This is a genomic window from Phaeocystidibacter marisrubri, assembly GCF_008933165.1.
Taxonomy (GTDB): domain Bacteria; phylum Bacteroidota; class Bacteroidia; order Flavobacteriales; family Schleiferiaceae; genus Phaeocystidibacter; species Phaeocystidibacter marisrubri.
On sequence record NZ_WBVQ01000001.1, the window covers coordinates 1,540,103 to 1,555,247 of the forward strand.

The 15,145-nt window shown below is 42.8% G+C and carries 12 protein-coding genes and 1 tRNA gene; 4 read left to right on the plus strand and 9 right to left on the minus strand.

Features of this window, described 5'->3' with window-relative positions:
- Positions 1–193 precede the first annotated feature (193 nt).
- A complete protein-coding gene (locus tag F8C82_RS06885) occupies positions 194–1,789 on the plus strand; it encodes a T9SS type A sorting domain-containing protein (protein ID WP_170266180.1) in 1,596 nt (531 codons plus the stop codon).
- Between the two features lie 505 nt (positions 1,790–2,294).
- Positions 2,295–3,707 carry a T9SS type A sorting domain-containing protein gene (locus F8C82_RS06890; protein ID WP_151692811.1) on the plus strand — a complete coding sequence of 471 codons (1,413 nt, stop codon included), beginning with the start codon at positions 2,295–2,297 and terminating at the stop codon, positions 3,705–3,707.
- 171 nt (positions 3,708–3,878) lie between these two features.
- Here F8C82_RS06890 and F8C82_RS06895 read toward each other — a convergent pair whose 3' ends face one another.
- Both F8C82_RS06895 and F8C82_RS14720 read right to left on the minus strand, forming a co-directional pair.
- Complete coding sequence (locus F8C82_RS06895; RefSeq protein ID WP_151692812.1) at positions 3,879–4,472, minus strand: hypothetical protein; 594 nt, start codon at positions 4,470–4,472, stop codon at positions 3,879–3,881.
- A complete protein-coding gene (locus tag F8C82_RS14720) occupies positions 4,465–4,611 on the minus strand; it encodes a hypothetical protein (RefSeq protein WP_170266181.1) in 147 nt (48 codons plus the stop codon). Before F8C82_RS14720 ends, F8C82_RS06895 begins: the two co-directional genes overlap by 8 nt.
- 75 nt (positions 4,612–4,686) lie before the next feature.
- On the opposite strand from F8C82_RS14720, the gene F8C82_RS06900 reads away from it, so the two are divergent.
- On the plus strand, positions 4,687–5,115 hold the full coding sequence (locus F8C82_RS06900) for a hypothetical protein (RefSeq protein WP_151692813.1): 429 nt from the start codon (positions 4,687–4,689) through the stop codon (positions 5,113–5,115).
- A gap of 192 nt (positions 5,116–5,307) precedes the next feature.
- On the opposite strand, the gene F8C82_RS06905 is transcribed toward F8C82_RS06900, so the two are convergent.
- The gene (locus tag F8C82_RS06905) at positions 5,308–6,495 is read right to left on the minus strand and encodes a hypothetical protein (RefSeq protein ID WP_151692814.1); all 1,188 of its coding nucleotides are present in this window, start codon (positions 6,493–6,495) and stop codon (positions 5,308–5,310) included.
- A 273-nt stretch (positions 6,496–6,768) separates the two neighbouring features.
- Between F8C82_RS06905 and F8C82_RS06910 the strand changes: the two genes are divergently transcribed.
- Positions 6,769–7,653, plus strand: coding sequence for an FRG domain-containing protein (locus F8C82_RS06910; RefSeq protein ID WP_151692815.1), 885 nt, complete (start codon positions 6,769–6,771; stop codon positions 7,651–7,653).
- Positions 7,654–7,664: 11 nt separating this feature from the next.
- On the opposite strand, the gene F8C82_RS06915 is transcribed toward F8C82_RS06910, so the two are convergent.
- The 6 genes from F8C82_RS06915 to F8C82_RS06940 form a co-directional block, all read right to left on the minus strand.
- On the minus strand, positions 7,665–8,180 hold the full coding sequence (locus tag F8C82_RS06915) for a hypothetical protein (protein ID WP_151692816.1): 516 nt from the start codon (positions 8,178–8,180) through the stop codon (positions 7,665–7,667).
- Between the two features lie 2 nt (positions 8,181–8,182).
- A complete protein-coding gene (locus F8C82_RS06920; RefSeq protein ID WP_151692817.1) occupies positions 8,183–9,118 on the minus strand; it encodes a hypothetical protein in 936 nt (311 codons plus the stop codon).
- 169 nt (positions 9,119–9,287) lie between these two features.
- Positions 9,288–9,740 (minus strand): site-specific integrase, encoded by a 453-nt coding sequence (locus F8C82_RS06925; protein ID WP_151692818.1) that lies wholly within the window; start codon positions 9,738–9,740, stop codon positions 9,288–9,290.
- 494 nt (positions 9,741–10,234) lie between these two features.
- Positions 10,235–10,308, minus strand: a tRNA-Arg gene (locus F8C82_RS06930).
- Between the two features lie 98 nt (positions 10,309–10,406).
- Positions 10,407–10,715 carry an ATP-dependent Clp protease adaptor ClpS gene (locus F8C82_RS06935; protein WP_407675821.1) on the minus strand — a complete coding sequence of 103 codons (309 nt, stop codon included), beginning with the start codon at positions 10,713–10,715 and terminating at the stop codon, positions 10,407–10,409.
- Positions 10,702–15,141 carry a hypothetical protein gene (locus F8C82_RS06940; protein WP_151692819.1) on the minus strand — a complete coding sequence of 1,480 codons (4,440 nt, stop codon included), beginning with the start codon at positions 15,139–15,141 and terminating at the stop codon, positions 10,702–10,704. Before F8C82_RS06940 ends, F8C82_RS06935 begins: the two co-directional genes overlap by 14 nt.
- Positions 15,142–15,145: the final 4 nt, after the last annotated feature.

Below are 15,145 nucleotides of genomic sequence, written 5' to 3' on the forward strand. Positions count from 1 at the left end.
TCCTACAAAAACAGAGATATCTATATGATATACGTATTTCTACGTACAAATATAGTATAAATACGTATTTGTTTATGATTTTTCGATAGTTACATTTGACACTAATTCAATGATTCATAGGCGTAGAGAGACCTATATATTACTATACCATCTACGGCTAGTTTCTCAATTTCTCAACTATCAATACTTACTTATGAAAAAAGTATTATTCATGATGCTGCTTTCTGGTGGTGTCTTTGCTCAAACCTACAATCCACCCGTTAGTGTGGAATATGCGTACCCTACCAGCGTTTCACCCGGAGCCTCTACTCACTCCTCGTGCTACGTTTTTGACGACATCGCCCTGGCGGCGTATGACGATGGTAACGATGGCCAGGTTATTTGGCAATACTTCAACCCAGGCGGTCCATCTATGAACTGCGGTGGTACTATTAACTACAACGGCGGTTACAGCTACTTGGAAGTTGGAGCCTTAGCTGGAAGCGCGAGCGGTGGTGGTGCTACCTACACCGTTTTTGTTGCCTACCATCAAAATGGCGTGGGTCACGCGGTTGACTTGTACGACTTTGACCCTTATGGTTGTAACATCACCTATGTAACAACACATAACCTCTCCAACTACCCAGACCCTACGCGCATCAGTATGGATAACCATATAGAGTACGCGCTAGCTATGGCTTGGACCGACGACCTCTACATCTACACTGCCACTTACAATTCAGGCACTTTCACACCTTCTCCGGTGCACCAAATCACTCCAGTGGTTGACCGTCCTATTAACGTTGACGTTGCGTTTACACACGCCCCAGCAAACATGAACCCGAACAACTGGGATCTAGTGATGCACTATGTGTACACCCAGCCTACTTTTGGTCAAAACGTTGTGACTTGTGCTTTGGATTTCTGGACAGTAATGGGATATGCAACTCCGCAAGTACTAGCTGCCACAACTGAAGACGTCAATTTCGTTACAGGAAATGTCATCTTCCCGAATATTGATGGAGCAGACCACGACCAAAACAACTGGGCCTACGCTTACACTGCAAACGGGTTAGATATTGAAGTACGTTTAAACGACTTCGCAGGTGGCGTTCCTCCTACTACAGTTGTAGTAAATAACGGATCTATGGGTAACACAGCGAACAACTCCACTAAGAACCTCCTTCCTACCCTAGCATACAATGCACCTCCTGCGCAAGAAATCAACGTGGGTTGGTACACGAGAGATCAAAATGAATCTTACATCGGTGTTATCATTCAAAGTAACGGTAGCGGCATGGTGAGTGCTAATGACTATTTAACTATTCCAAACAACCCAGGTGCTTCTAGCTCCACTCCCGCTCTTGCCTACTCAAAAATGACCGAGTTCTCCATTCCTCATCAGTATGTGTTCTTCGCTGAACAAAACGGTGCTACGTATGACTTCGTGCACAAGTTCCACGATCAAACGAACTTTGCCAACTTCAAATCTGAAGAGCCACACACCACCACATGTTCACACTATGCCAACACTGCAGTGGAGCGCGAAATGGCATCTATTGAAGTATTCCCTAACCCCGTTCGCAACTCTATCTCCTTGCAAAGCGACGAGCTTTCTGTAGACACAGAGTTAAATGCTCGCTTGGTCGACATCACAGGAAAAGTAATTCTCGAAGGCAAGGGATCACTTTCTGAGATCAATGACTTGATGAACAGTCATATTGAATCTCTACAAACAGGTAGCTACACGCTGAACCTTGAAATTGAAGGTGGGTCCGTTTCTCGATCCATCAAGATTCAAAAACTCTAATTACTCCTTTTTGAAGTTTGAGAAGCCCGGTCAGTTGATCGGGCTTTTTCAATTCCATAGATCCCTTAACACGGGTTCATACCGATATGAACTAAAAGCACATTACCCTATAATTACTTATCAAATTTTAAAAAGATGATTCTAATTAAATATACAATTCATTAATTATATACAATTCGTATGGATAAATACCAAAAAAATACGTAAGAATACGTATTGTATAACACTATCTACATTGTTACATTTACTAACGATTACAATCGACACAAAATTAGTCAAGCCATGATAAACCCCAATTTCATGCCGTCGAATTGGAATCTCGCCGAATAGGTCTCTATAGGATTTGCGTAGAGGAGTCGCAATTTATCGCACATCATTTGAATCTATAAATGTCGTCTTGTCAAACGACCTAGGAAAGATATGTATTTACCATATCTATAAATAAGTAGAGAATGCCGAAAATCTACACATAAAAAGAGTAGGCACTAACCATTAATCTAATTCTATGAAAAAGATTAAAATGACCTTGCTGTCGATACTTTTCCTATCAGTATCGACCTTCGCACAAACCACTGTCTTTGACCTCACCACAGGTGTAGGTGGCGTAGGCACTGTAGACCCGAATTGGTCTGTCAATATTCAAGGCTGGGGCCCTGGATATATTGATGCCTATATCAGCACAGGCAACAACCAATCCAGTGGCGGAACAGTTTACACCAGTTTTGCTCAGGATCCGTGCGGAACATACATCTCACACTTCCTAACTGCTGCTAACCACGTAGCTTCGAATGCCCCAACAGATACTTTTACCTATAGGTACACTTTCAACTTGAATAACTGTCCTGTTGTTAGTGCAAACATCAATGTTGGTTTTATTGCAGCCGATAATGAATTGCACAGCATGAGCATTAATGGTAACCCAATCACCGTTCCTGCGGGGGTCACCTTTAATACACCGGGTTCATTTTCACAACTCATCCCTCCTGGACAACTCATTCCAGGTGGCACCAATACCATTCTCGTTAAAACCTATAACGCGGGTCTTTACGAAGCACTTCAACTCTGTGGTAGACTGCGTGTAGATCAGCAATGTTGTAACGAAGAGCTTCAGATCGAAATGTGTGACAACCCTTGTGCGAATCCAGACATCCTTTCTCCGATTTGGATCACTGACGGTTTCGGTCAAACACTAACAGAGCCAAACTACTCATTCAGCTGGAGCAATGGTTCAACGTCTAGTGTACCGGTAATTTCTGCAGGAGACTTACCAATCACGGTAACCGTAACCAACAATGCTACAGGCTGTACTTACACTTTGACCTACGACTGTCCTAAGGATTGTGACATTGATGCACCAGTAGAACTCTACTGCGAAATTGATGCAGATGGAAACGTGACCCTTAACTGGAACGCAGTTCCCGGAGCCGTGGACTACATCATTGAAGTAAACTGGGACGACCCTACATACTGTAACACAGGTACTCCACCAACCGGAATGTTGTACAACTCTCCTGTGAACAGCGTAAGCATCCCACTTAACAGCACCTGCTTCAGCTGGAGAGTGAGAGCAAAATGTGAAGACGGAACACTTGGTCCTTGGAGTGATTACACCTTCTGTTCATTCGACAAAGGCAAAATGGCCAACAGCGGTTCAGACGAAGCTACAAGCAAAGACCTTGACTTCTCGATTGTTCCCAATCCATTTGACGCCAATGTAGAATTGCAAATTCCTGCAGCTCCGCAAGACGGTCAGTTGAACATCGAAGTAACTGATGCTACGGGTAAAGTCGTTTACACCGACCAAACCGAATCTCGTTCTTCCATCATCATCAACACTGAATCTTGGAGCACTGGCATGTATATGTGCAAAGTTGAGATCAGCGGCGAAGTCATCATCCACAAGATGATCAAGCAATAACACATCACGTTTTTGATGGTATCACCCCCGCAGCGTCTGTTGCGGGGGTTCTTTTTTTTGTGATAACAACAATGAAAAGGTGACTCCATTAAATCGAGCAGGTCAGACTTCCCGCCAAAAAAAGAGCTGCACTTTCGTACATCTCCTCTTTGATAATACCAAGCTGAATAATCAATATGAAATTGAATACGTTCCATCGTCTGCATCAAAGAACACGAATGTTGTATCCATGTGTCGAAAGTTTGGATAGGCTAGAGGCACAAGTAACGAATCAGCCCCATCTTGCGAACCACCTATCAAATAAAGTGGAGCAGATTTTCCAAGTGATAGGTAGGCCATTCCCGTATTCTCAACTGTGTCACCGATATTCTCACGATCTACTAAGTAAGCATACGTGGTCACCAACGAATTTCTGCCATTTCCGATACTAAAGTTGCCCCCTTTCAACTCTGCTAATGACCTTTTTGAGTAGACTTTTAAGTTCACCCAAAAGTTCGGGTAATAGTAAACTTCAAACTCATTAACCCCAAGTTCAGCGTCAAAATCTACAGCCCCATTGTGAAACGGATTTGAAAACTCCGAAGGAGCATCTACATCAAGCTCTTCTGTTGCTGCTAATTCAATAGTTACGGGATGAACACCTTCGTAAGCAAGGGTTCCTTCCAATACATATGGGTCATCTACTGTTGGATTGAGCTGAACAACATCAATCAGCTCGTAGCTGCGATTATTATAAGGACCTGTTCGTACATAGGCTTCAAACATGGCCCCCCCAAGAAATGGGGGTAACACCAGGAATGGAAACCACCCAAATAGTGGTTTCACTTTTTCCTGTATTCATACCATCATCATTCTTACATGATGAAAACAGCACCAAAAAGAAAGCGATAAGTAGATACTTCATTATATTGGGTTGGGTGTGATACTATTCAAAGGATAGCTTAAACAAAGATACTCCACGCCCCACAAATCGAACTCCATGCGTTTCTCCAATAAGTATTTATTGATCTTCACAACAACTTCTACACTCGCAGCTGTTGCTATGTTTATTTACTCATGGAACTATTACAATATGCCAGACACTAACTGGAAGGAGGAGACCATTGAGGCACATGTACACGTCCAAGACTTGAGCGCAAAGCCCGTCCGAGGAGGGTTTCACAAAGTTGCACATTTCACTTACACCTTTGAAGACTCCACGTACGACGGTATATACATCTTCCACCGCATGGATGAACAATGCGGAGTTGGAGATTCATTGAAAATTGTCTTCGAAAAAGAAAAGCCTAGCCACTACAATGTTCGAGGTGTGGCCTATAAGAAACCCAACAAAGGAGTTAACATCGATTCACTTTCCCAGCGATTTACTTCCAGTGACACCATTTATTCACCAACTGATTTAGAATGACGCTTCGATGTTACCCATCCACTGCCTTTCTAAAGTCGATAGTACCACATCAACCCTGAGAGCAACTTCCAAATTGACTTCACATCAAAAAATCCCTAGTGCGAAAGGGTATTCTATTCTGAATCAACCTCAATACCTTTTCGTGATAGTCGTTTGAACGAAGAATAATTCTACAAAAGAAGTCAATTCAATTCAATTCAATGCGAATAGGTATACGTACATACCAAGACTGATAGAATTTCGAGCAAACCCTGTTTTAGAATATTCATCTGCCTTGTAGTATATATCCAATTGACCAAAGGCGTCAACCGACCTAGAAATAGGATACCTACACGCGAGCCCTACACTTAAATTAGGGTAATCCCCCATTTGGAATGGCAGAGATTCGTTATTCATAAACGCTTCTTGATTTATCCCAGTTTGGGTCGCCCTGTTAAATGACCAATTATGAAGTAGGTCAAACTTGACATATTTATTGTTGTCCAATGGCATCCAATAAGAAACACCGAAATAGTTGTTTTGGATGTATTCCTGAAATATACCTCCTGTAATACCTAGACGAATCGACTGCGTTCTCCTAAAAAGCAAGGCCACATTCCACGGTTGATGAAAATATTCTAAACCAAGGGCATATCCCGTGTTGAGCGGCTCTGTCTTGTCAATAAATCCAAAATTTGGATTTCCTGTTATCAATGCCCCAAACTGAAAATTGAGCCCGTGACCATTTCTGATAGTTTCGCTCTCATTCGGTGACTTCTCTACAGATACTTGATTTGAGTAAATCCGGATAGGATAGGTAGCTCGCAAGCTAATTCCAAAAGCAGGACCAAAAAGTGTGGGACTTAAATGTCCTTGAACCCTTTCAAAAAGGATAAACATCTCGTCTCTTAACTCAAAATCTATTTTACCATACTTCCAGCCGACCTTAAACCCTATCCCATTTTGATTGGCAGAACCCAAAGGCTCAATAGAAGCCCTGCTGTAGAACCTCTGACTCCAAACTAAACCAATTCTCAATTTTTCCCAGCGATAGTCTACGTCAAAAGATCTTGCTGACTTATAATCCAATAATGGGTAATATATAAGTTCACCGTAGGGTGATGATATGGGCGCAATGTAAAACGAACCCCTAACACCAATATGGTAATCGGGAAACTCCAGCTCCACACCCACTGCAGGAGTAATGACTTGAGTCTGTATAAAATCACCTCTCCAATGATCAGAAAAGACACTCTCAGCATCATTCACTGAACTAAACGAATTCAACGAAACTAGAACACTTGAGTTAACTGCAACTTGAGCATTCAATGAGAATTGACTGAGAATAAAAAGCCCGAAGACGTAAAGCCATCTTCGAGATTTCAGAATGAATAGTTCCATTGAGCGAAATTATAGCAATCTACCCTAATCACAACTCAAACAGTTGTCTTCGAGCGAGGTCACAATAAAAGCACAAGTAAGTATTTGGGCTTTATGTGACGTCGTAGGTTCTCGATCTGCAAACCTCCTGATCACTAACTAGGCGTCTGCATCATGATTAACAAACTGATGAGTGTATGAGCTGTTCAAATGACTATTGAAGTTAATCAGAATAAATTTCCATAACCTAAGGAATGTCTAGTATCTTGATACGATAATCACATCATCTAAAATATGGGAAAACTTTTGAGGACAGCGTTGGTAGATTGGGAAAGTATATTTAAACTGAATAAATATTTTCTATCTCCATTTATTTTCCGAGGTCAGTCAAACTCAGATTGGTCATTAGCCACCTCTTTAGAAAGGTCAATGACTAAGTATGACTCTCTACAATTAGGTCAAAATTATTTTGAAAAATGGATGCTACATGAATTCAAGAAAAAATATCAACTCTATAGCCAACATGCAATTGACGAAAACCAAGAAATTGAATGGCTGTCCGTCATGCAACATTACGGTGCTCCAACTAGATTGCTAGATTTTAGCTTTTCCATGTACGTAGCAACCTATTTCGCTCTTGAATTTAATCACAATACTTCTTCTTCTATTTGGGCAGTGAATTGGCAAAAACTAAGAGATAATTTAAAAGAAACCTATGCACTACCATACTCTAAAGGAAAAGTGCTAAAAGATGAGGTAAATCAAGTTCACAGAGCGTTGGCTAATACACACATAGGAAAAACTCAACTTGCAAAAGATTCGATTCAGTCTTCAGTAATCCCAATTGAACCAAAACTATTCAACGAACGCATCGCAAGACAACAAGGGACATTTCTCTTTCCAACAAATGGAAATGAGACTTTTGAGTTCAACTTGAGAACAGCATTTAATGCACAAGAGGAAGGATACGAGAACATCAGGTTCGAAGACTTAGTTTCAATGAGCCATAAGCTAACTCACACAGCTAATATTGACGTAATTGTAATTGATATCCCAAGCGAATTAACTGAACATATCTTAGAAAGTTTATATACTATGAATATCAATGCTGAAATTCTATTCCCTGGTCTCGACGGGTTAGCTAGATCACTGCTACACACACAAATTAGAGTCTGTTAGAAATAATCATTTTACTTTTTTACTCGCAATAATTTATATTCTTTACGCGACCAATTATGCCACACGACACCACCGTAAATGGCGAAAATTGCACCAAAACCAAAGAGCACATACTTCCATATCCGAAATTCATCAGCTTTATTCTTAAGAATGCTGAGCATTTCCCTTTTAAAACCAAGCTCAATAAGCATTAAATTGAGTTCAGGATCTTTTGATTCAGACAGAGCGTTAATACTATCAAATTGACTGACATAATAAATTTGACGAATGGAATCTGTCGAACTTAAAGTATCTAACCTGAGAAGGGAATCCACTTTTGCTCCAAGATCAACCATAAGATCAATCTCAGATTTAAGCTCTAAGTATGCGTATTCCACTCTCTTATATTCTGCATTAACTTCGGCCTTTTGCTGTAATAATTCTTCCTCTCTTTGGAGAGGATAAACTAAAGCAAAAACTATCATTACCATTCCTGACAGAAAGGCAAACTTGAAAAAGTTCTCAGTATTAGCTATACCGTCAACCATAATTAACGATCAAGATTCTCATTCATCCTTGCATTCAGCGATCTTCTAGTTTCTTGTAGAGAATGTACGGCATTCTCAATAGTCTTTTGATCAATTCCAGGCTCTATATCAACCACTTGATCACTTACGTTGCGAGAATCAACTTGATCTTGGGTACATGCAGTAAAAAGTACGAAAGCGAATGCCATGGCATGAACTGACGACCTAATCTTAACACCAATATCCCCAGGCGAATTTAGATTTACCTTAACTGTAACCTCACCAAAATCTGGATACTTAACACGGAATTCCTCGGCAAGACGGTCGATGGAATTAAAGATCTTAATCAACTCCTGAATCGGAATCTCTTCTTCTATACCAACGTCAATGCGAAGATAGGTATAATCATCCTTCTGATATACACTACTAAGCAAGGAGTCAATCCTCGATGAATAATCTGAACTAATATCAAATATTGCATGATGAGCTCTAATCAAGCTAAAATCAGGATGCAACCTGTTTTTATTCTTCACACTCACCCATTCAACCCTCCTCCTCTTAATATGTGGACACTCTCCACGATTATCATTTTCAAGGTAAACATGCGGATCCAACACTCTTCCAAATGCAAAGCGATCAGAATTATAACTAGGCATAACAACAATATCACCAACATTCATATCCCTGAACAATAGTAGCTTATTGAGAATTGATGTAATTTCCCTCTTGACTATCGAGTCTTCGATATCATGCCTTTCCTTGATTCTTCCGACTTTCAACCGAACCTCTTCTGTGTCCGCCCTTTTTAAATCATCTAATGTTATCGGATCCCAACCAATTGCAACGAATCCATTTTCATAGAATTCGTCAAAATATCGGCCGTGATCAGTTCTTATAAAATAATATTTCCTCTGGTTTGAAACTTTTGGTACTACTGTTTCGAAATCGTTGTAGAGCATAATTCTTCAAGTTATCCTTAGCATGAAACATCATTTATCGATACTTCCACATGCAAGCAATTTAGCATCTTCACTTCAAACACTTTAATGTCACAATTGTAAATACCGTATTTCTACGCATAAAAAGTAGTATTTACACTACTTTATAGGTGATTATACTACACAATCCTTAATAGAGTATGCCAAACCTATATCTCTCCTTATAAACATTCGCAATTTGATAGCCCGGCACCTCATGCCCCATTAGTTGAGTTAATAGATCTGGATCCACACCTACTTGACGACCATGAGAAGCAAAAGTATGCCTGTCCATCTTCGTGCCTATCTTAATTCCTGGAAGGAGGATGGCCATTTTCTTTTGAATGCGATTCCGTTGGGATACGTATAGTTTATTATCTGATGGTTGATGATGCCAGGCAAAGAGTAAATGCTTGTCCGCTCGTGCTGCATACTTTTGAATAAGCACCCTTGCAGGCTCGATAATCGGTACTTCTACCTCAATTCTCCCACCCGATAGCTTTTGACGCAAAAAGCGAATAGAAGGCTTCTTTACGACCTTTGCTGGCAACTGTGTCAAATCCACAGAATCGATTCCCACGAGGTAATACTTTGCTTCGTCCACGGGAGAGCAAGATCGCTCGACTTTCGCAGCAATTGACAAGTGAACATAAATGCGTAACAGGGGCCATTCCCGAACTCCCCACCCCATACTAGTGTAACTACACCCCAAGTGACGAAGATTTATAAACCCAGACGGGAAGAATTCGACGACACTCCTGGGAATAGAATGTCAATAGAGAAAATACTGAAGAAAGAACTACGAGATAGGATTCGAACGGCAGTCGCAAAATACGCGCACAGCATCAATAGCACCCCATTTCCGTCACGACCAAATGCCCAAGCCGTAAGCCGTAAAACATCAGCGGCGGAAAAACCTCAACACAGTTAACTTCTTAAACACCTAAAACGCCTGAAACGCCTAAAACCCCTGAAACCAATTAAACGCCTCAAACCCCTTAAACACCCCAAACACAATCCGTCAAATCACCTAAGTAAAACGTGATGATTATCCCTTCGGGGAATAAAAAAAGCCCAAGCAAAAACTTGGGCTTTTTGTGACTCCGCAGGGATTCGAACCCCGAACCTCCTGATCCGTAGTCAGGTGCTCTATCCAGTTAAGCTACGGAGCCATCCTATATGTAATCGGCCGTCCGGCCGGTGACCTTAAGCGTGGTTGATTGCTTAAGGGGCTGCAAATATACGCAGCATTTGGATTCTTGCAAGTACTTTAGAAAATTTCTGCAGATAAACCTTCAGATAAAAGCGCGGTACATCTAGGCTCTAGGTGATTATAACTACCGCTAAGTACCTCACACTTACCTTTATAATGGGTGATAATTGCACACTGTTGAGCCTGCTCAAATGTGTGGTCACAAATTGAAATTAAACACTCAATTACGTGGTCAAAGGTGTTCTCTTCATCGTTGTAGAGGACAATGACGTTCTCCTTGTCCTCCATTTCCAGTACATCCACCTCCGGAAGCTCTCGCTCTTCCGGTTGTGGTGTATAGGCCATCTTGATTTTACTCTCTGTCATGTCGTCTTAAGAATAGACTTACTCGTCCACGCGAGGTCTGATTGTAGGCGTATCTCGGCTTACCGCCCTCAGCTTCCAAAGCTCTCTCGTCTGCCTCTACCAATAGCACCATGGCTGTAATCTCCTCGTTGGTCGAGTAGAATTGCATTATGTTTCTTCTGTATTGGAAGAAGAAGTAGTCTCGAGTTGGCTCTAAATACAAGAACAACTCGTCCGATCTTCTTCGCGGCATTATTTCCATAATCCCTTCAACACTCTTGTTTACCTGTGCTTCGCCGAAGTTACCGATACCTAAGTTGCCATCACTGACAAACGAACTGCGTTCTTCACTCCAAAGCAGGGTTATGTCTGTGAAAACAATGGTACGGCGTAAAGGTTTAGGAACTTCTTCTGGCGCTCCGTAATTGGCGATGTCTGCAAAGTACTCTTGTCTATCTTCTTTATCCGTGATGATGTTCTGCATGGCGATGTTGTACCCCTCTCCATCTAAGGAAGAAGCTGCCAACCCACTCTCTGCATTGATCTCCATTGCAAAGGCGTTCATGAGGTCTTCGCTAAAGAGGAAGTTCCAGGTCATGGTCACGTCTACTTGTAACTCGTCATTACGCAAGTCGTGCACGGCTACCCCGTAACTTTCTACTTCTACCCTGCCGGTGTTCTGAGCAAGGCTAATCTTCCCTTTCCCGGTCATGATACAATCGCGGTTGTTGAAGCTCACGTAATTGTCCGGAATACTCTCGTCGCGAAGTTTTCTGCGAGTGGTGATGATGTAACTGTTCAAGGTTTCATCATAGAACAATACTCCAGTCGCCGAAATGAGCTCCTTGTCTACCTTGGAGGCATCATTGTTCAAGAATCCGGTGTAGATACTCGTGCTGTCAGGTGCCAGATAGATACCGTTATAGATATCATCTCCACGAGTTGTTGGATTGTCTTCCGGTAAATCCACAACGATGTCGTTCGGATCAATCTCACTCTCAAACTTAAACCAATCGGTTTCTAGGTTCTCACAAGTGTGCTGGATGAGCAGGTGACCATCGTACGTCATGAGTCGCTCTGGAGCGCGCAAACGGACTTTGCCGTAATAGCCAAAGAACGGACTCAGATAGAATTCATCCTCTTTCTTCACCTTGGCTAATCCAATGGTGGTTTCAGAGGTGTCTACTTTGATTTCCTCAAAGAACAGTGGCCATGCCGTACCATCCTTGTCGAGATATTCATAATCAGCTGAACCACTGTACTTGTGTCGAGTATCAATCTTGAAGGTTCCGTTGTAGAAGTTGTGGTATTTCAAGTAGCGGTTCGCCGTTAAACGAGCGTTGGTAAGCTCGCGCATGTAGGCGTTAGGATCAATGGCCACATAACCCGAATCTGGGAAGATTCGCGAATCTGCCACATCGATTTCTGGCACTTCAAAAGCTTCAAGGAGACTTGGCTCTAGAGCGAACTTGGCCGACATCGCCATAAACTCCAAAGAGTCCAAACGACGAGCGGTTCCAACCATTCGACTCAATTGTCCGCTTTCATGCGACACTTCGATGGTTTTCACTGGAATATTCCACTCCGCATGGTCCATCCAAGTGATGTATTTGTTCATGGTAAACTCCATGTACTGTGTTCCTCCATTCAAGGTAAACTCGCCATATTGTTTGTCGAAGTCTACATACCCATTGGCATCCCAAAGTTTAAAGGCCCAATCTGAAGTTGGATCCTTCTTCACCGCAAAGCTGGTACTCTGCGCATCAAAGGATCGATTAGAGAATACAAAGTCTTTGGAAATGGTCTGTGCATCGAGGAATTCGAGCTTGGCATCCCCGCGCAAGTCCGAAGCTCCGTAGGCCAATGTACCCTCGGCTTTCATACCAATAGGTCCGTACATGTTGAACGGTGTTGATCGCGATTTTGCGTACATGACATCATCATACGGTCGCCAGTTGATGAAAACATTCTGACCATCAGCTGGAGGGTATTGCACAGTCCCCGTTGATCGCTCTTCGATGACATAGCTGCTGGCTATGCCATTGGTACTATCCGGGAAGAAGGTGAAGGCATCCCCCACCGCCGTGGAGGTAATGTATTCGATTTGACCCGTCCCCACTAAACCTTCATTGGAAAGTTGTAAATCATTGTAGAACTTACCCTTACCTCCATAAGCTGGAAGTCCTGTCGGCGGCGTAGTGGTTTTAAATCCAAGGGAGTAATCTTCCTGAACCATGACGGTTTGCGGCATGTCTGGGAAAATTCCGGCGGACACAAAAACACCGTCAAAGGTTAGACCTTCGGTACTGGTATTATCTAGGGAATCGATTTCAAACGGCTCTAGCTCCACAAAGAAGCGTTCTCTGTCGTACACGCCTTCGTAAATGGACTGATTGTCGTAGTAAACGTAACTCTCTGTGGCCGATTTAAAGATGGGGTACTCGGTATAGCTAACCTTCCCCGATTTGTTATTCGGCCGGTCAATCAGCAGTTCCCCATTGATATCTTGCAAGGTGTTCTTTACACTCACCAACTTCGGTCGGGTTCCTGGAAGACGTGTTCCATCGTCGAACTCCTCCACTTTGAATCGCATAGAGTCGATGTCAGGCATACTAATCCGAAACATGTCATAATCAAAGAAATGCCCTTTCCCCCAGAAGGAGAATCGACCCGCTTGAATCTTGCCGTCAAAGTCGAAGTCCATTCCTTCATGAACTGTAATCTTGTGTTCGGTGGGAAAGAGTGCAACCTCCTGACTATCGGACAAGGCAATGGAGTTAATTCCCACAATATCCATGTCGTAGTTCAGCAGTGAAATAGAGGCATTGGCTCCTCTAGAAACACCAGAAACAAAGCGAATTACATCGTAGTCGCGGTACCCTTCATAATCGAGGATATAATCGAACAGTTTGTCGTTGAAGGAGACGGTTTTATTGATGATGTCGTAATTGATAAAGTTCTGGATCGACATCAGCATCAGGAAGCGCTCGGCGTGCAATTCATCCATTCGGAGATATCTGGCCACCGACTCCAAACTCTGATCAGCGGTATCCCTCGCCACGGCCACATCGCGCAAGCGATAGAGAGGATTCACTCTATCAAGACCTGCCAAAGCACTAAAGCGCTCGCCTCGGAAATAATTCTTCGACTCAAATACCACCGGAGTGGTGGATCCCAAGTTCAAGTTCTGAATGAACATCTGTGGCGTATTCATCCGCCAGGTGATCTGATCTGGAAAAATATCCATGTCGTGGTAGCTGTCGGTATACGGCGTCATCGACAAGCCTTCATCGTTTCGCGTTAGCGTCAACTTCACCTGCTCTGGCAGGTACTGCATGGTGCTTTTAGGGTGATAAAGACTGTCCTTCTCACCCAGCTTGATGTAAACATTGCAAGCTTCTGAGCGTACAAGATCATCCCGAAGCAAAAAGCGTTCAGCCTTCAAAACCACTTGATAGTCGTTCTCATGTCGGAACTTCATAACCGCTCTACTCGGCAATTCATCCGAAGCGTAGAAGTTCCTTCCCACCATAGAAAAACCACCTTCGTAGTCTACCCCCGGTAGGAAGTCTTTGATATCCACTCTATCATAGGCCACGAAGCGAGGAAATACTGCATTGACTTCATTGGGGTTGGAAGTCAAGCGCTCTTCGTAATACCCAAGCAGAGGCTCTTTGATGAAGAGAACACTATGAAGGGTAACGGAATCCGCCTTAAATCCGGCGTTATCCATGGAGATCGCGTATGTAGACAATTCGGCGTAAACGGTATCGGCCGACATTCCCGCACGGGTCCAAAACACATTGCCGCCATCTCCTTTAAATTCATTGGTTTGAATATTATAGACCCCTGAGGTCATCTCTACTAATGTGCTATCGGAACGATAATATCCCCACATGTCTACTTTCTGGTAGGTCATTGTAGGCATCCCATCCACCATAGCAAAGTCCGCCGTGCCATTCAGAGCCTCCCAGCGGAAACGCCCATTGTCAAATACGATATCAGGTTGGAGGGCAATGTAGATGTTGTCGAGTAGGGCGACGATAAATCGACTTCCCTCTTCTTTGGAATAATTGGACAGGTAAACAAGTGCCTGTGACAGGTCCTCTACCTCTTCATTCTCGGCGAGGTAAATCTCACTTTTCAGCAATTTTCTCCATGCGTCGTAATGCACGACGCGTTTGCGAAGCAAATTATTCGACAAGTCGTATTGAGAAGCTCGATCACCTTCACTAAATCCCTCCCAAACTATCTTGAAACGGTTCAGCAATAATTCTAAACTGTCTGAATCTACATCGTCCATATCTCCCATGAACTCCGTCAATTCGTCAAAATACGCTTGTGGCTCGGCAGTGAACGCCCTCAACCTCCCCTGTGCATTGGCATCATAGAAAGAGAAGAGGAATAGTCCGCACACCAAGAGTTTGATGATCGTAAACTTCCCCATGTAG